The sequence below is a fragment of the Brevibacillus agri genome (assembly GCF_004117055.1).
GTDB lineage: Bacteria > Bacillota > Bacilli > Brevibacillales > Brevibacillaceae > Brevibacillus > Brevibacillus agri.
The window spans coordinates 4,984,096-5,001,112 of record NZ_CP026363.1 but is presented as its reverse complement, the minus strand read 5'-3'; the positions used below and the strand labels follow the sequence as shown (position 1 = coordinate 5,001,112).

Below are 17,017 nucleotides of genomic sequence, written 5' to 3'. Positions count from 1 at the left end.
AGAGAAATGGAGCACCTTTCCATCGCGATTTCATCCATGCGGAAAAGAAAGCTGTCTGTTTTTCTGATGATGGCGCAGCTTGTGCTTTCCTTTTGGGTGATGAATCATGCGTTTATTTCCATGGATGTCGTGCATTATCAAGAGAAAAAGCTATTTGCGGTAACGCAGATGGATAAAGATACAACGTTGCGGTTGTCTTTTGCGGATGTGGAAGACACAGAATGGTTTGCCGAACGATTTGGTCAATTGGAGAATTTTATCAAACAAACGCCCGGAGTGCAGAGGTACGGCTCCTTTGATACGACCTCCATCACACCGGAAAATTTGCCGAATCAACGCGCTTTTCTTGAACAAAACAAAAAACAGTATGCCGGAACAAGGTTGGAGAATGCGATTGAAAATAACAAGATCGTTTTTTTAGATAAAGGCATCTATTCATATGCAAAATTCAAGATCATCAACGGAAGGCCACTGGGTGAAGCGGATTTCACCAAAAAGGACGGTGACGTTATCCCGGTTTTGATCGGATATAACTACCGGGATGTCATCAATCTTGGTGATCGGTTTGAGACCATCATCCATGAAAAGAAAATAGTGTACGAAGTTGTTGGAGTTCTTGAGCAGAGGAGTGAATGGTTATCTGGAAATGATTACATTGCTGATCCGGTTGATAACCTGGACAACTTTTTTCTTGCTCCTTTTTTTCCGATTGTCAGGGAAAGCGAGCCGATGGACGTAGCGGTGAGGATGCATAACACCTTCATCCAACTGGATTCCGCAGAAAAGTTCAATCAAGTCGCAGCGGCCATTTCAGAAAAGGGGAGAGAATTAGGCATAAATCCAACGCTGACAACAGTTGGCGACGAGTTGCATGCTTACAGGGAAAACAGGAAGCAAGTCAGCAATTTCTCCCTGTTCATGGGGATGTTCTTTTTAGTGATCTCGATTATTGGAATCGTTTCGGTGACGCTGTCGTCGATTCATGCCCGAAAGCATGAACTGGGAGTCAGGATGGTGGCAGGTGCAACCAAAAGGGATATTTCCGTAATCATTCTCATGGAACTTGTATGGATCGTAACGGTTTCAGCAGTTTCCGGGGTTGTGCTGAATTACGTGATGGAAGCTTTCGAAGATTCATCGGTAGCGAATATAAAGCTGGAGATGTTTGCCTTCCCTTTATACGGTAAAGTCATGCTTGTATCCATCCTGGTTGTTCTTGCTTCCGTGTTCATCCCGTTGCTTCGGATCAAAAAACTCCAACTTCGCGAGTTAGTAGGGGGGAGAGACTGAATGGCATTCATTGAGCTTGATAATGTTTCGAAAGTATTCGGGCAAGCAGAGTATGCAACCGTAGCCTTAAAACAAGTAACTTTTCGCATGGAGAAAGGCGAATTTGTCTCGATCATGGGTCCGTCTGGCTCAGGCAAATCGACCCTGTTGAACATTATGGGTTGCATGGATGTACCGACTGAAGGAGAATACAGGCTAAAAGGCACTTTGATTCAAAAATTGAGCGATAGAGAATTAAGCCAGATCAGAAACAAAACGATCAGCTTTGTCTTTCAAAACTTCGCCTTAATGCACAATTTCAGCGTCTATGAAAATGTGGCACTGCCCTTGTTTAAACGAAAAATGAGCCTCAAGGAAAAGAAGGAAAAAGTAGACTATTATTTGCACAAACTCGGGATTGCCGACTTGAGCAATAAAAATGTTTCCAAGCTGTCGGGAGGCCAAAAACAAAGAGTTGCCATTGCACGTGCCATGACTGCTGAAACAGAGCTGATCCTGGCTGATGAACCAACAGGTGCGTTGGATCAGAAAAACGGGGCGCAGTTAATGGAGCTTCTTTGTCAAATGAATGAAGAAGGCAAAAGTATTGTGGTCATTACCCATGATGAAAAAATCGCCGGATATACAAAACGAATCATCCGCATTGTAGATGGCGTCATTACAGAAGACCGAAAGATGGAGAGGTAACGGTATGCAAATGAAATGGAGGATCGTTTTCATTGCCGTCTTTATCGCTTTGGCGGGGGGAATCAGCTACTACTCCTTTTTTTATCAAGAACATTTTATGCGGACAGCAGAAGGTGTCTTTTTGTCCGATGAATACGAGGAAAAATATAAACAGGTGGTTAGAGAAATTACCGTTAACAAGACCAGATTCGATACGCTGCTTATCGAACATGAGATTAACTTGGATGGTGGAAGCCTCACTTTTGAACTGTTCGATCCAAACAACAGATTGGTTCAGTCTGGAGAGGTGACCAAAGACCAGATTTATGCTGAAAAACTCGAGGTGACACCTATAAAGGGAAAATGGCGGGTGCAATATCATACGAACAAGGATACAAATGGAAAATATATGCTATCATTGGAAAGTGTAGAGTAGGTTTTTCAGAACAAGCGTGTACAAACACGGACACAGGAGGGACAACATGTACTGGGAGAGTCTGCCCGGATGGTTTTGGGCGATCTATTACCTATTTTTCCTCATCACAGCAGGGACAGCCGCCTTCTGCCTCGCACGCAAGAAAAACAGGCGGATGTCCGTTGCCGCGATGCTCCTGGCGCTGTTGCTTCCGGTCGTCAGTCTGTGGAAAAGCATCGCCCGGGCAGAAGGAATGGACGAGTTCGAGCATTTTGTCATGGAGCTGCTGCAAGGCTCTCTCTGGGCTGTTTTCGTACTCGCTGGTTACGTGTTTTTGGTCGCATGGTGGGCCATGTTCTTGCGTAACAAAAAGTCCAGTGTGCAGTGACAGGCACGAGCGAGCTGTCCGAATGCCATATGCGAGGACAGCGGGGACGATCGCGAAAAAGAGAAGGTGCTCGACCGACGGCCTTCAGGTAGCGAACCGAACAAGCCGCGCGCTGGGGACTGCGCGTGATGTAAAAAGAACGCCTGCGCAGCTTCAGCCGATGAGTGCGCAGGCGTTAGACAATGGCCGGGACGGCAGCAGGCTTGGCACGGGAGCGCAGCCTGCTGCTGTCAGCGGCGAGGCGAGGCAGGACAGGATGCGCCCCGCCCGCCCGGCTCTGAAAATATCCAGCGATTTGCCGCCGTCCAGTATGGCGGCTTTTTTGGCGTGACTGCTTTTTGCCGCGCGTCCGGCTTCTACTGCACCTGTGCTTCCGTCCCGCGATTGACGAACGACAAAAGCTTGTTCCCCGCATGAATGGCAGCCTGAATGATGTAGCCAGTCGTGAACGACAGCACGATCGTCCCGTAGTAAATCGGCCCGTCGAGCAAAAAGCTCAAGGTGAGAAACAGGCAGGCAAGCGAGATCTCTGTCCGGCGAAACGTCCATTTCATCCGCTTGGAGATTACGAGCACGAAAGCTTCCTGCGGTGCTGTGCACACCTGCGTGCACACGTACAGTCCGATGCCGCTGCCGATGCACAAGTTGCCAAGCGCCATGGTCAAGAGCGGCGGCAGCGAGCGGATGCCGGCCATCAGGGCGTCAATCGAGCCGATCAGGTCGACAAAGACAGAGATCAGCACCATCACGGCAACGGCGCCCATCGTAATGTAGCTGCGATCCATGAAAAAGACGATGCAGACAAAGGCGAAGTTGATCGCGAACATCCAGAAGCCGATGGATACGCCGAAGTTTTGAAACAAGGCAATAAACAGAGAGTCATAAGGGCTGAGGCCAAACGAGGTAATCGTCGTCATCATGTTGATGCCGAGCGCAAGAATCAGCAGACCTGTGACAAACAGGACGTATTCGAATTTGAAGCGAAACACGAACAGCACGACTCCTTTCATCTACCATTGGCAACAGGATAATGTGTGGAACGCTTTTCAGAGCAAGAAAAAAATGTGCCGGACATGCCTTCCAGTCTTTTTGCTTTCGCACTGCATGTTTTTCAACTGGAGAAAAGGACGCGTTTCCCGTTACTATGGAAGAGAGAATCACGGATTCGAAAAAACAGAGGGGTAATCAGGCTTGGCTAACATTCGAGAAATTGCGAGACTGGCGGGGGTATCCGTCTCCACCGTGTCGCGTGTATTAAATAACCATCCGTATGTCAGCGAACAAAAACGAGCAGAAATCATGCGGATCATCAAGGAGCGAAACTACGTGCAGAACAGCAACGCCGTCCACCTGTCGACCGGAAAAACAATGGTGGTCGGCGTGACGCTTCCGCTCGTCAACAATCAATATTACAGCTCGATCATCGAAGGGATCGCCGCCGAAGCAGCCCGGCACCAGTACAACCTGATGGTGTGCCAGACCAATAACAGTTCCGAGCAGGAGCAGAGCATTTTGCGCCTGCTGAAAAACAAGAAAATGGACGGCCTCATCATGTGCTCCCGGGCCAATGGCTGCGAAACGATTGACGAGTACGCCCAATACGGCCCGATCATCACCTGCGAGGCAAACGAGACAGCTTTCGTATCGAGCGTTCATATCGACCATTATCAGACCTTTCGGATCGGGATGGAGTATTTGCTCGGCAAAGGACACCGGAAAATCGGCTATTGCATAGGCAGAAAAAACAGCTTCAACAGCCAGCACCGCAAACGGGCCTACCATGACATGCTTCGATCGGCAGACGTAACGCCCGCACCTGACTGGGCTTTTGAAAACTGTCTGACCGTGCAGGACGGCAAAGACATCGCTCACCGCATCTGGCAAATGAAGGAGCGGCCTTCTGCATTGATCGTCTCCTGCAATCACATCGCGGCGGGGATCGTCAAGGAAGCGGGCAGACTGGGACTGCGCGTCCCCGAAGACCTGGCGATTGTCGGCTGTGACGATCAGCCGGTCGGCGAGCTGCTGGAGATCACCACAGTATCAAGCCCGAGCAGCTTGATGGGGAAATACGCCTTTGAAATGCTGTACGACAGAATTCTCCACCAGCACAAAGAAAAAGAAGAGAAGGAGCTGCCCCCGCTTCTGGTAGAGAGGGGGACGACGTGACGTCTGGCGGGACAGGCATCCCGCCGAAACAAGATTTACACAAATTTGCAGATCATTCACACGCCATCCACTCCTGCTTTATATCCGTTTGCTAGAGTGTAGATGACAGGGTAAACGGACAGGAGGCGGAGGATGGATGGAAGTACGGATTGAATGTGCCAAAAAAGAGGATTTTGCCGAGATGATTACGCTGGCCGACCTGACGTTGCCGGATCGCATGAACCTGCACGAGCTGAAAAAATATATGGAGCTGTTTCCCGAGCTGATTTTCAAGGCGACAATCCATGACCAGCTCATCGGCTTCAGTTGTGCGGGCATCGACATGTACCAGACGACGGGCTGGCTGTTGTTCAGCAATGTCCGCAAAGAATATCAGGGACAAGGCATCGGCAAACGGCTGATTGAAGCCAGATTGCAAGCCCTGCGCCGATTTGCCACACTGCGCACCGTTTTGGTCACAGTGAGCGAGACGAACCAGTCCTCCCTTCGCGCGCTGGCGGCTTACGGTTTTCGTCTGGCTCACGCCGAACAGGACTATTACGGCCCTGGGAAGCATCGGCACGTTCTGGAGCTGCCTGTCTGGCCCATGGCCTGCTCTCCGACAGATAGTCCGGGCTGGAAAGAGGACGTCAGTGTATAAGTGAGTTTTCAGAATACAAAAAGAGGATCATGCGGGTGATGGACAAGCAGGCAGGAAAAGCCGGGCGCAAATGGAAGGAGATAGAACGAAGTGAAACGACGTTTGTGCATCATCGCCTGCGGCGCGAAAAAAATATGGGATGTCCACCCGGAGGCGGGAGCGACAGAGGCGCAGTACGTTTATCAAAGCGCGTTTCATAAAGCGAGCCAGGCGTATGCCCGGACGTTTTTTTCCGAGTGGGCGATTTTGTCTGCCAAGCACGGCTTTTTGCTGCCGCATGATACGGTGCCGGAAAACTACGATGTGGCTTTTGGCACGAAAAACCCGGAGATCATCGCGCTCGACCGCCTGATGCGACAAGCGCGGGACAAGCAGCTCGACGGGGTGGAGGAAGTGGTCATGCTGGGCGGAAAGAAGTTCAGGAAGATCATTCACGCCGTGTTTGGCGCAGACAAAAGCAGCTTTCCGCTCGCGGATTGCCAAGGCATCGGCTTTATGCTGCAAAAGCTGAACCAGGCTGTGGCGAACAGACAGGAAATCGGAAAGGGATGAGAGGATGGACGGACTCCAGCAGTATTTGTACAAAATCAGGCTTGCTCCGCGGCTGCTCGACCCGGCGAACTGGACGGACAAAGAGCACGAGATCGTCGGAGAGCATTTTCGCTATTTGCAAAAGCTGCTCGCAGACAACAGGCTGATCCTCGCGGGCCGCACGCAAAACATGGACGAGACGACGTTTGGCATTGCGATTTTTCTCGCGGAATCAGAGGAAGCGGCCAGACGCGTCATGGAAAACGATCCGGCTGTCCGGCAAAACGTGATGACAGCCGAGCTGTACCCGTACCGCGTCGCCTTGTACAACAGCGAGTGGGAATAGAAGTGAACATAGACGAAGAGCCTGTGCGCGAAAAACGCATCAGGCTCTTTTTGTACAGGGAAGACTCTAGTTCGAATAAGGGCAACAACGCTGCGCCAACGGCTTGGCGCAGCCCAGTTTTTTTGCTGCGCCGATGTTCGTTACTGCCCGATGATGATCCGCTCTTTCGGGTGGTGGTAGCGCACGATCCGGTCGTCGCGCTTGAGGAACAAGAGCAGGTTGATAATCCCGACACGCCCGATCATCATGGTGATAATCAGGATGAGCTTGCCGGGCGTTCCCAGATGTGCAGTAACTCCGGTAGACAATCCGGTCGTACCAAAAGCGGAGCATACTTCAAACAAAATGTGCTGGAACGGCAAATCCTCCAGCCAGACGAGCAAGATGACAGCCATGAACACGAGGACGATCGCGATGAAAAAGACGACGAACGAGCGCATGATGTCTTCGTCCACCAGCTCCCGGCCGAATACTTTCACGTCTTTGTAGCCGCGCATGTTGGCAAACACAGTCGCGATCAGGACAAAAAACGTCGTCGTCCGAATCCCCCCGCCCACGCTGCTTGGCGATGCGCCAATAAACATCATCGCAGACAGCATGAACAGCGTAGGGGTGGAAAACAGGCTGATGTCCATAGTGGACAAGCCGCCGCTCCGCGAAGAAACGGAGTGGAACAACGAGTAGAACAGCGATTCGTGCCACGTTTTATCGAGCAGAAAATGCTGGCGCTCGAAAACGTAAATGAGTACAGCCCCGGCCACCACCAAGGAAAAGAACGTGAGCGTCGTAATCTTGGTAAACAGCGAAAAGGTAAAGCGCGCCTTGGCCCGGCGATAGGAGAAGTACGTGCGCAGCTCGACGAGTACGGGAAAGCCGATCGCCCCGCAAATAATCAGCAGCATGACGGTCAGTTGAAACACGTAGTCGTGCGTGTAGTCCAGCATGGAATTGCCGTGCAGGTCGAAGCCCGCGTTCGTAAAGGCGCTGACCGAGGCAAAGTAGCCGTGATAAAATGCTTCGTACCAATCGGTGTAATAGCCCGCAATCAAGAAGTGCGCGCCCAGCAGCACGGTTCCGATCAGCTCGATGATGAGCGCCATGACGAGAATGTTGCGCATCAGGTTGACCAGTCCGGACAAGGTGGAGCGATTATGGTCGGTCGCAATCCAGATGCGCTGCTCCAGGCCGATCTGTTTGCCCATCAGCATCCAAATAAATGTCCCGAGCGTCATGATTCCGATTCCGCCCACCTGAAAGAGCAGCGTCAAAAACAAAATGCCCCACTGGTTGAACACTTCGTGAATCGTAATCACGGTCAGCCCGGTGACGCTGATCGCACTCGCTGCGGTAAAGAGGGCGTCGATGAACGAAAGCGACACGCCCTGGTTATGAAATAACGGCAGCCACAAGATAACCCCAGAGACCAGAATCAGCGTAACGTAGGAAAACACAATAATTTGAACGGAAGTCAAGCGACGTTTTTGATTCGAAGATAACAAAATGAATGGCCTCCCGAATAAACTTCATGAAGGTAATCATACCAAAAAAAGTTAGAGAGCAAAAATGCTTTGTATCTTTTACGGGAGGCAAAGGATCTGGAATCGATTCGCGTCCATGCGTGCAGCAAAAAATAATTTGTTGACAATTCCGGCAAATCAGTGATAGAGTTCAGAATGTATTATTTGGAAAACGAAAATTTTACGGAAAGGTGGGTCTGTCATGAAAAGCAGTGTAATGAACAAAATGCACAACTGCATACATGACGTAACCCTCCCTTTGATGCACGCAGTGTAGTTTTTCCCAACTCCATCAAACGGCGCAGGTTACGGTTTTTGTAGCCTGCGCTTTTTTATTTGATTCTTTTGATTCAGATAAAAAGGCATGTTGCCCCAGCGGCGATATGCCTTTTTTCGCCTCCAAAAAGAGGACGCCCGGTTGAGACGAGAGGAGAGAGCGGCAGATGTTTTCGGTTTTAACAAAGCTGGACTGGTTTTTCAAGGAGCATTGGAAGCGTTACACGGCAGCGATTCTGTTGCTGATCCTGGGCGGTATCATGGAAATTATCCCGCCGAAAATCATCGGGGTGGCCATCGACGAAATGCGGGTGGGGACATTGACGGGCGAGCGGCTTTGGCACATTTTGCTGTTTTACGTGGGGCTTGCTGTCGCGACGTATTTCGTCAACTTCGTCTGGATTTACAAGCTGTTCGGGGGAGCTTTTCTGGCGGAGCGGACGCTTCGTTCCAAGCTGATGACGCACTTTTTGCGCATGACGCCGACTTTTTATCAGCGCAATCGCACCGGGGACTTGATGGCCCGGGCAACGAACGACCTGAAGGCTGTTTCGATGACGACAGGCTTCGGCATCCTCACACTGGTCGACTCGGCCAGCTTCACAGGCGTCATCATTTTGACGATGGGCTTTTTTATCAGTTGGAAGCTGACGCTGGCGGCGATTCTTCCGTTGCCATTCATGGCGTATGCGATCAACCAGTACGGCAAAAAAATTCACGAGCGCTTTTCCCGCGCGCAGGATTCGTTTGGCGAGCTGAACGACCGCGTGCTGGAATCCGTCGCAGGCGTCAGGGTGATTCGCGCCTACGTCCAGGAGACGGCGGACCAGAAGCGGTTTGCGGACAAAACAGGTGAGGTGTACCAAAAAAATATCGAAGTAGCCAAGGTCGACTCGCTGATTGAACCGACCGTGAAAATTTTGGTGGGCATCAGCTACATGATCGGGCTGATCTACGGCGGCTATCTGGTGTTCCGGCAGGAGCTGACGCTGGGGGAGCTGGTGTCGTTCAACGTCTACCTGGGGATGCTGATTTGGCCGATGTTCGCCATTGGGGAGCTGATTAACGTCTTGCAGCGGGGAAGCGCCTCGCTCGATCGCGTCAACGAGACACTGGCGTACGAAGCGGACGTGACCAATCGCGAGCGTCCGGCGCAGCTTGCGGTTCCAGAGACGATTCGCTTCGAGCGGGTGAGCTTTCGCTATCCGGGGACTGCCCAGGATCAGTTGCAGGACGTTTCTTTTACTTTGCACCGCTCGCAAACACTTGGCATCGTCGGGCGAACCGGCAGCGGAAAGTCGACCCTGCTTAGGCAGTTGCTGCGGGAGTTTCCGCTCGGGAGAGGTACGATTACCATCAACGGGGTCCCGCTGGATGAGATCGAGCTGGACAACATCAAAAGCTGGATCGGCTACGTGCCGCAAGAGCAGATTTTGTTCTCCAGGACCGTTCGGGAAAACGTTTTGTTCGGCAGAAAGGACGGCAGCGAGGAACAGTTGCAAAACGCGCTTAGGCTGGCGGCGTTCGCGAAAGACGTGCAGTTTTTGCCGGAGGGACTCGATACGCTGGTCGGGGAAAAAGGCGTGGCGCTGTCAGGCGGGCAAAAGCAGCGGGTGTCGATTGCCCGGGCGTTGATGATCGACCCGGAAATCCTGATTCTCGACGATGCGATGTCAGCCGTTGACGGCAAGACAGAAGCGGAAATGATCGCCAACATCCGCCGGGAGCGGGCAGGCAAAACGACGCTGATTGCGACTCACCGCCTGTCTGCTGTCGCCCATGCCGACTGGATTCTCGTCATGGACGAAGGCAAGGTGGTCGAGGAGGGAACGCATGAACAGCTCCTGTTGCGCGGCGGCTGGTACAAGGAACAGTTTGAAAAGCAGCAAATAGAAGCACAGTTGACAGAAGGCGGGTGAATGGATGAGTACGGGAAAAAGGCTGTTTCAGTATGCATGGTTATTTAAAAAGACGATCGTGCTCGCTCTCTTGATGCTGTCCGTTGCTGTAGGCGCGGAGCTGACAGGGCCGTTTTTGGCGAAAAAAATGATCGACACGCACATACTCGGCATTGAATTTCCGTGGTACGAGACCGGGCAACGGGCAGATTCCGTCTTGTACCGGGGGAAGTGGTACACGCGGGAGGATCACTTGGCGGCAGGCGAGAGCAAAGGCCAGGAAGTGCGAATTTTGCAGGTCGGACGCGACTATTACTTCATCGACCAGCCGCTTGCTTTTGACGGGCAGCGAACGGTCGCCGACGGAAAGCTGACGATTGAAAGCGGCTCCCGGCAGGCGGTCTATCCGGCCGTCCCGCTCAGCAATCAGGAGCTGTTCGCATTTTTTGGCCCGGAGACGAGCGGCTTGCTCGTCCTGGCAGCCGCTTATCTCGGTTTGCTGGTGGCAGCCGGACTTTTTCATTACGGTCAAAAGTATTTGCTGCAAAAATCGGCCAATCTGGTGATTCGCAAGCTGCGCATGGACGTGTTCGCCCATATTCAGCGGCTGCCGATTACGTATTTTGACAACCTGCCTGCGGGGAAAGTCGTCGCCCGCGTGACGAACGACACCGAGGCGATTCGCGAGCTGTTTGCTAATGTGCTCGCGTCCTTTTTCACCAGCGGGATTTACTTGATCGGGATTTTCATTGCGCTGTTTGTGCTCGATGTCCGCTTGGCGCTCGTCTGTCTGGCGATTTTGCCGATCATGGCGGTCTGGATCGTCTATTACCGCAAACGCGCCTCTGCCTTCAACCACGTCATTCGCGCGCGCATCAGCGACATTAACGGAATGATTAACGAATCAATCCAGGGAATGCCGATCATCCAGGCGTTTCGCAGGGAAAAAGAGACGATGCGGGAATTTGGCGAACTGAACGAAGAGCTGTTCACCTACCAAAACAAAATGTTGCGGCTCAACGCCACCGCTTCCTTCAATCTGGTGCAGCTCGTGCGCAACGCGGCGTTTGTGTTGTTCATCTGGTATTTCGGCGGCGCCTCTCTTGGGGTGGGCACGCTGTTTTCGCTCGGTGTCCTGTACGCGTTTGTCGATTACCTCAATCGCCTGTTTCAGCCGATTACGCAAATTGTGAATCAACTGGCAAACCTGGAGCAGTCGCTGGTGGCCGCGCACCGCGTGTTCGAGCTGCTCGACGAGGAAGGGATCGAGGTCGATTCGGGCAAAATTCCGCGCTATCAGGGCAGCGTCCGGTTTCACGACGTTTCTTTTGCCTATCAGGACGACCAGTACGTGCTGAAAAACATTTCGTTCGAGGCGTGGCCGGGAGAAACGGTAGCACTGGTCGGGCACACCGGCTCGGGGAAAAGCTCGATCATCAACCTGCTGTTCCGCTTTTACGACGTCAGCAGCGGGACGATCACCATTGACGGGCAGAACGTCATGGATGTGCCCAAGCAGCACATTCGCCAGCATATGGCGATCGTGTTGCAGGACCCGTTTTTGTTCACCGGGACGATCCGTTCCAATGTGAGTCTGGACGATCCGGCGATTTCCGCGGAAAAAGTGGAGAAGGCGCTTTGCGACGTCGGGGCAGATCAGCTTCTGCGCACTTTGCCGCGCGGCTTCGACGAGCCTGTCATCGAGAAGGGCAGCACGCTCTCGCTCGGACAGCGCCAGTTGATTTCGTTTGCGCGGGCGCTGGCGTTGGACCCGGCGATTCTCGTCCTGGACGAAGCGACAGCCAACATTGATACCGAGACGGAAGGAATCATCCAAAATGCGCTGGAAGTGCTGAAAAAAGGCAGAACGACATTCATCATCGCCCACCGGCTGTCGACGATCAAAAATGCCGATCAGATTCTGGTGCTGGATCGGGGCAGAATTGTCGAGCGAGGTAGGCACGAGGAGCTGATGGAGAAGCGCGGCAAGTATTATCAAATGTATCAGTTGCAGCACGGACAAAAGGAAACGCAGACGCTGGTTGGCGATGCTTTGCAACTGGACGGTTCGCCAGCCTGAGCAAAGAAAAAAAGCTGCCTTGCCTAAAATGCGTCCCCCGCTTGTGTCTAGCATGAGGGGGCGCTTCAACGGCAAAGGCAGCTTTTTTGGTTAAGATCGTGCCTGTTGCAAGTCGCTGCTACAAAATGAAGAAGTAGATGACAGCAGCAAGCGCGATGCGGTACAGGGCAAACGGAACGAGTTTGATCCGGTTAATCAGCTTCAGGAAGAAGCGGATTGCCAGCAAGGCAAACAAAAAGGCGCTGATAAAGCCGACGATGAAAAACGGCAAGGAATCGGCGGTGATGTACTGCCAATGCTTCAACAGCGACAAAAAGCTGGCGCCCGCCATGACGGGAACCGCCATGATAAACGTAAAGTCCGATGCCGCTCGGTGGCTGAGTCCCAGCAGCACGCCGCCGGAAATCGTCGAACCGGAGCGGGAAAACCCAGGCCACAAGGCGATGCATTGAAACAGCCCGATCAAAAGTGCCTGCTTGTACGTCATCTGGTCAACGGTTGTGACCTTCGGGCGGCCCGGTCGGAACCAGTCGGCGGCGATCATCAGGAGCGCCCCGGCGACAAGCCCGATCAGCACCGTATGGATGGAGAACAGGTACTCGTCAATGTAGTCTTCAAAAATCAAGCCGAGCACAGCGGCAGGCAAAAGCCCGACGATCACTTGCGAGAGGCGCAGCTTGTGGCCGGGGCCGTTGCCGTCCGGCGACATTTTTTTCAAGCCCAGCAAACTCAAAAAACGGTCTTTGAACACGATCACGGCAGCGAGGATCGAGCCGAGCTGAATGACGACCTTGAACGTGTTGGCTACTTCAGAAGAAAACAGCTCTTTTGAATGCAGCAAAGTATCGTCGACGATAATCATGTGCCCGGTCGAAGAGACGGGCGCAAATTCAGTCAGACCTTCTACAAGACCGAGCACGAAGGCCACGAAAATGTTCCACAAATCCATATGTACTCACCTTTCCGATTGCGTGCTGTATGTTTTTATTTTGGTGCGTTGCGTAATTGCTCGAAAAGCCCGTGAGTCGATCGGAATCGTCCCCATGCGATCTTGGCATGCATTCACGGCAACAAGCGTTCTTCTATAAACGAACTATCCTTACTTTGCCAATAGTTTACGAGCTATGTCAATAGCAATATTGTTTGCGGATTTCGTTTTCGCCAGGTTTGTTACCGCTTTGATACCAATCGGGACAGACTACTCTTTTCGCCTGCCGAGCGGTATGATAGAACAAACAGCTTTTTCACCAACAGGAGGTTCGAGCATGCCACATCTCATCGTTCGCGGCATACAGGCCGAGCAAATGGCAACCATCAGCGAGCCGCTGACAGAGGAGCTTGCCGCTTTGTGCCAGTGCGGGACAGACAATTTCACTATCGAATGCTTGCAGACGACAGGCGTTTTTGGCGGAAAGGTAGTAGAGTCGTTTCCGTTTATCGAGGTCGGCTGGTTTGAGCGAGGCCAGGAAACACGCGACCAGTTTGCCAAGATCGTGACCAAACACGTCCTCTCGCTCGGCATACCGGAAGTAGAGATGGCTTTTGTCGCCTATCAAAAAGAAAGCTATTATGCCAACGGCGAGCATTTCTAACAAAGAGACGACAACCGCTGTCGATTTCCCGGGAAAAGAAAAGACGATTCGACAGCATCAAGCTTCGCATCATGAAAAGGAATGCGCATAAAAAGGGTGTTCCATCCGCAGGCACGAGACGGATGGGGCCCTTTTTTTTGTACAGATAAAGATTTATAAGATTCTTCTCCAGTATAAGGGCAACTAAGGCTGAGCCAAAGGCTTGGCGCAGCCAAGTTTTCTCATTACAGGGCGCTGGAAAATACATGTCACAAACACGAGTGGCCGATTGTTATTCATAGTGAAGGGAGGGCCGGAAGGTGGAAAAAGCGGAAATAGAATTGCTGCTTCAGGACATAAAGGAGCCGATCAAGGCAAAATCACGGTAGAAGTGGGGATGGCAGAAGTTGGCGCCAAGGTTGGGTCCAATGCGGACGGTGTGGAAAAAGTGCTGCTCGGCAGCAACGAAGCGGTGCTCATGACGTATAAAAAGGAAAACAAACCCGATTTTTACTGGATTGTCTGGGTGAAAAACGGAAGCGACCTGGAGTACAGCGTTCGCGCGCAGGGAGAGACTGTTTCCAAGCAAGAACTAATTAAGATCGCCAAACAATTGAACGAAGCGAAGTAACGAGCAGCACGCATTCACGCGGGATGCACAGTTTTAGGAGAATGGCAAAAAGCCCAACAAAGAGCGCAAGGCTACTTTGTCGGGCTTTCCGCATGTCTGATCGGAGCTTTTTTCGCGACCAACTGCTGCAATGTCTTCCAGTTAATCATGACGATTCCGGCGATAATCGCGATGCCGCCTGCGAGCGAAGACAGGTAGAGCGGCTCCTGGTACAAAGCGACCCCGAGCGCGAGCGCAATCAGCGGCGAAATATACAGCCATGTAGAAGGAAAGACGGGATTCGTTTTCGCCACCAGCCAGTAAAAGATGGTGTGCCCCATCATCGAGCCGACGAAAATCAAGTAAAGCAGCGAGAGGACGGCCTGGGGTGACAGCAGAAACTCCATGTGCACCTGCTCGGTAAAAGCGGAGGCGATGAGCAGCAGGATGCCGCCGTACATCATCTGAGCAGCGTTTAACGTGATCGGCGACACGTCCTTGAACTGTTGGGAAACGCGGCGGGAATAGACGGCACCCGCGGAATAAAACACTTGGCCGAACAGGACCGCAATACAGCCAGCGACCCAGAGCATGCTGAACGAAAAGGTCAGCCCAGGCAAAAGCAGCAGAATGACCCCGCCAAATCCGATAAGGCAGCCTGCCCAGGAGCTTGCGGACAGCTTTTGCCGCGACAGCCCTGTTTGCAGCAGCATGACCATCAGCGGAGCGGTAGCCGACAGGACCGCCGCGATGCCCGAGCTTAGATGCTGCTCTGCCCAATACAAGGTGGCAAACACGCCAAACGTCAGGCATATGCCAGTGAAAACCATCTCTTTGCGGAGCAGGATGGAGAGGGGCGCTTGCTTTTTCCAGGCCATGACCGCAAACAAGATCAGGCCAGCAAGAAAAAAGCGAATCCCCGCCGAGAAAAAGGGCGGCGCTCCCGCGTCGATCCCGACTTTAATGGCTAAAAATGTCGTCCCGAAGATCAGGCACATCGCGATATAATTGGCAAATACCATGGTGATTCCTCCTTTTCCCCATCTTACAGGGAGAGGAACAGAACAGATGAACGCGAATAGAACAGATACAGAGGCTGTCAGCTACGATGGAAGAGGAAGGGGAGGGCCAGCATGAAAAGACAAGGGTTGTCCGGCGTTCATGCCGATAAGCTGTTTGAGCAGGTCTACGACTATTTGCTGGAAGGCATCAGGCGCGGGGACTGGAAAACGCATGACAAGCTCCCGTCCGTCCGGGCGCTGGCGCTGGAGCTGAATGTGCATCGCCTGACCGTGTTCAAGGCGTACCAACTGCTCAAGCAAAACGGATACGTGTACGTCAAGGATAAATCGGGCTATTTCGTTCAGCCGAGCGGGCTATTGCCGGAAAGCTCATGGAACGACCCGATTGTGTCTGCTTACGTGCAAAAAAGCCACCTGTCGGAAATTCACCAGGTGCAGGCGACCTACCAGTTTTCCAAGGCGCTGATCGACCCGAACCTGTTGCCGAATCTGTATTTTTCGGAATACGTGAAGAGAGTGTTTGACCTGTATCCGAAAGTGCTGGGCACGTACTCGACCACGCAGGGAGATCAGGAGCTGCGCGAGGCTTTGTGTCGCTACTATACGGAGCGGTTTCGCTTTTATTTGACCCCTGACGAGCTGATGGTCACGTCCGGCTCGCAGGAAGCGATCGACCTGGTTGCCCGCGTTCTCGTCAAGCCGCGAGACGTGGTCTTGCTGGAGCGGCCCACCTACAGCCCGGCTATTGATGTTTTTCTCAGACAAGGCGCGAAAATTGTCCCGGTCGAGATTCGGCAGCACGGCTATGATCTGGAGCAGGTGGAGCGGCTCATGCAGACGCACAAGCCGCGGCTGTTTTACCTCAACCCGACGTTTCACAATCCGACGGGCTTCACGGTTCCGCGCGAACAGCGCAAGCGGCTGGTGGAGCTGGCGGAAAAATACCAGTGCCTGCTGATTGAGGACGATCCGTGCCGCGATCTGTACTTTGCCCAAGAGCCGCCCTTGCCGTTTTTTGCCTATGACACGTCCGGGTACGTCATCTACTTGCGCAGCTTCAGCAAATACGTGGCTCCCGGCCTCGGCATCGGAACGATCGCCTGCCGCCCTTCGCTCATGGCGTACCTGCTCAGCGCGAAGGCATTGTCCGACAGCGGAACGCCGTTATTGAACCAAAAAATCTTTTTGCACTATTTCTTTTCCGAACGGATGCAGCAGCATTTGCAAAAGCTGCGCACGGCGCTCGCCATTCGCCGGGACATCATGGAGGAGGAACTGGCTGCGACGGACTGGGAATGGAGCCGCCCGACTGGCGGATTCAACCTGTGGATCAAGCTGCCGGACTCGACCCCGATGGAAAAGCTGCTGGGCACGTGCGTGGAGCAATCGATTACGTTTGTGCCCGGTACGATTTGCGATCCGCAACGAGAGTTTGCCACGTGGATTCGACTCAGCTATTCGTATTTGAATGAGCAGCAGCTTCGGGAGGGGATCAGGAAGTTTGTGGGGCAGGTTCGGGTTTTGATGGGAGCCGCAGACGCATAGTACGTGCTCCGTTTGTGTCGCTGTGGGGCAGCTTTTGGCTATAAAAAAACAGG

At 52.7% G+C, this 17,017-nt stretch carries 18 protein-coding genes; 14 read left to right on the top strand and 4 right to left on the bottom strand.

From position 1 onward, the window contains the following. The first annotated feature begins 6 nt into the window (after positions 1-6). The 5 genes from BA6348_RS24570 to BA6348_RS24550 are packed head-to-tail and all read left to right on the top strand — an operon-like array spanning position 7 to position 3,090. Positions 7-1,290, top strand: coding sequence for an ABC transporter permease (locus tag BA6348_RS24570; RefSeq protein WP_005832169.1), 1,284 nt, complete (start codon positions 7-9; stop codon positions 1,288-1,290). After that, complete coding sequence (locus BA6348_RS24565; RefSeq protein ID WP_005832167.1) at positions 1,291-1,977, top strand: ABC transporter ATP-binding protein; 687 nt, start codon at positions 1,291-1,293, stop codon at positions 1,975-1,977. 4 nt (positions 1,978-1,981) lie between these two features. Next, on the top strand, positions 1,982-2,392 hold the full coding sequence (locus tag BA6348_RS24560; protein WP_005832164.1) for a hypothetical protein: 411 nt from the start codon (positions 1,982-1,984) through the stop codon (positions 2,390-2,392). Between the two features lie 46 nt (positions 2,393-2,438). Continuing rightward, positions 2,439-2,759, top strand: coding sequence for a hypothetical protein (locus tag BA6348_RS24555; RefSeq protein ID WP_007777077.1), 321 nt, complete (start codon positions 2,439-2,441; stop codon positions 2,757-2,759). A gap of 22 nt (positions 2,760-2,781) precedes the next feature. Continuing rightward, on the top strand, positions 2,782-3,090 hold the full coding sequence (locus BA6348_RS24550) for a hypothetical protein (protein ID WP_005832161.1): 309 nt from the start codon (positions 2,782-2,784) through the stop codon (positions 3,088-3,090). A gap of 25 nt (positions 3,091-3,115) precedes the next feature. Here the strand turns inward: BA6348_RS24550 and BA6348_RS24545 are convergent, their stop codons facing one another. Next, entirely contained in the window at positions 3,116-3,748 is a 633-nt protein-coding gene (locus tag BA6348_RS24545) for a YczE/YyaS/YitT family protein (RefSeq protein WP_025845571.1), read from the bottom strand. A gap of 202 nt (positions 3,749-3,950) precedes the next feature. On the opposite strand from BA6348_RS24545, the gene BA6348_RS24540 reads away from it, so the two are divergent. The 4 genes from BA6348_RS24540 to BA6348_RS24525 all read left to right on the top strand — a co-directional run bounded on the left by BA6348_RS24540 (position 3,951) and on the right by BA6348_RS24525 (position 6,445). Further along, entirely contained in the window at positions 3,951-4,928 is a 978-nt protein-coding gene (locus tag BA6348_RS24540) for a LacI family DNA-binding transcriptional regulator (RefSeq protein WP_005832158.1), read from the top strand. Between the two features lie 136 nt (positions 4,929-5,064). Then, a complete protein-coding gene (locus BA6348_RS24535; RefSeq protein WP_122952954.1) occupies positions 5,065-5,568 on the top strand; it encodes a GNAT family N-acetyltransferase in 504 nt (167 codons plus the stop codon). A gap of 90 nt (positions 5,569-5,658) precedes the next feature. Beyond that, on the top strand, positions 5,659-6,120 hold the full coding sequence (locus BA6348_RS24530) for a DUF6884 domain-containing protein (protein ID WP_122952955.1): 462 nt from the start codon (positions 5,659-5,661) through the stop codon (positions 6,118-6,120). A 4-nt stretch (positions 6,121-6,124) separates the two neighbouring features. Next, positions 6,125-6,445 carry a YciI family protein gene (locus tag BA6348_RS24525; RefSeq protein WP_122952956.1) on the top strand — a complete coding sequence of 107 codons (321 nt, stop codon included), beginning with the start codon at positions 6,125-6,127 and terminating at the stop codon, positions 6,443-6,445. Between the two features lie 140 nt (positions 6,446-6,585). On the opposite strand, the gene BA6348_RS24520 is transcribed toward BA6348_RS24525, so the two are convergent. After that, positions 6,586-7,944, bottom strand: a complete 1,359-nt coding sequence (locus tag BA6348_RS24520; protein ID WP_026558214.1) for a TrkH family potassium uptake protein — start codon at positions 7,942-7,944, stop codon at positions 6,586-6,588. A gap of 461 nt (positions 7,945-8,405) precedes the next feature. On the opposite strand from BA6348_RS24520, the gene BA6348_RS24515 reads away from it, so the two are divergent. Together BA6348_RS24515 and BA6348_RS24510 are read left to right on the top strand one after the other, a co-directional pair. Continuing rightward, positions 8,406-10,157, top strand: coding sequence for an ABC transporter ATP-binding protein (locus tag BA6348_RS24515; RefSeq protein WP_007777055.1), 1,752 nt, complete (start codon positions 8,406-8,408; stop codon positions 10,155-10,157). Between the two features lie 4 nt (positions 10,158-10,161). Beyond that, on the top strand, positions 10,162-12,216 hold the full coding sequence (locus BA6348_RS24510) for an ABC transporter ATP-binding protein (protein WP_005832145.1): 2,055 nt from the start codon (positions 10,162-10,164) through the stop codon (positions 12,214-12,216). A gap of 118 nt (positions 12,217-12,334) precedes the next feature. On the opposite strand, the gene BA6348_RS24505 is transcribed toward BA6348_RS24510, so the two are convergent. Then, entirely contained in the window at positions 12,335-13,165 is an 831-nt protein-coding gene (locus BA6348_RS24505; RefSeq protein WP_005832143.1) for an undecaprenyl-diphosphate phosphatase, read from the bottom strand. Positions 13,166-13,481: 316 nt separating this feature from the next. Between BA6348_RS24505 and BA6348_RS24500 the strand changes: the two genes are divergently transcribed. Together BA6348_RS24500 and BA6348_RS24495 are read left to right on the top strand one after the other, a co-directional pair. After that, on the top strand, positions 13,482-13,808 hold the full coding sequence (locus BA6348_RS24500; RefSeq protein WP_005832141.1) for a DUF1904 family protein: 327 nt from the start codon (positions 13,482-13,484) through the stop codon (positions 13,806-13,808). Positions 13,809-14,076: 268 nt separating this feature from the next. Further along, positions 14,077-14,418, top strand: a complete 342-nt coding sequence (locus tag BA6348_RS24495) for a DUF4367 domain-containing protein (RefSeq protein WP_242507407.1) — start codon at positions 14,077-14,079, stop codon at positions 14,416-14,418. A 71-nt stretch (positions 14,419-14,489) separates the two neighbouring features. Here BA6348_RS24495 and BA6348_RS24490 read toward each other — a convergent pair whose 3' ends face one another. After that, the gene (locus BA6348_RS24490; RefSeq protein ID WP_005832137.1) at positions 14,490-15,419 is read right to left on the bottom strand and encodes a DMT family transporter; all 930 of its coding nucleotides are present in this window, start codon (positions 15,417-15,419) and stop codon (positions 14,490-14,492) included. 111 nt (positions 15,420-15,530) lie between these two features. Here BA6348_RS24490 and BA6348_RS24485 point away from each other — a divergent pair, with 111 nt between their 5' ends. Then, a complete protein-coding gene (locus tag BA6348_RS24485; RefSeq protein ID WP_122952957.1) occupies positions 15,531-16,964 on the top strand; it encodes an aminotransferase-like domain-containing protein in 1,434 nt (477 codons plus the stop codon). The last annotated feature ends 53 nt before the right edge of the window (positions 16,965-17,017 follow it).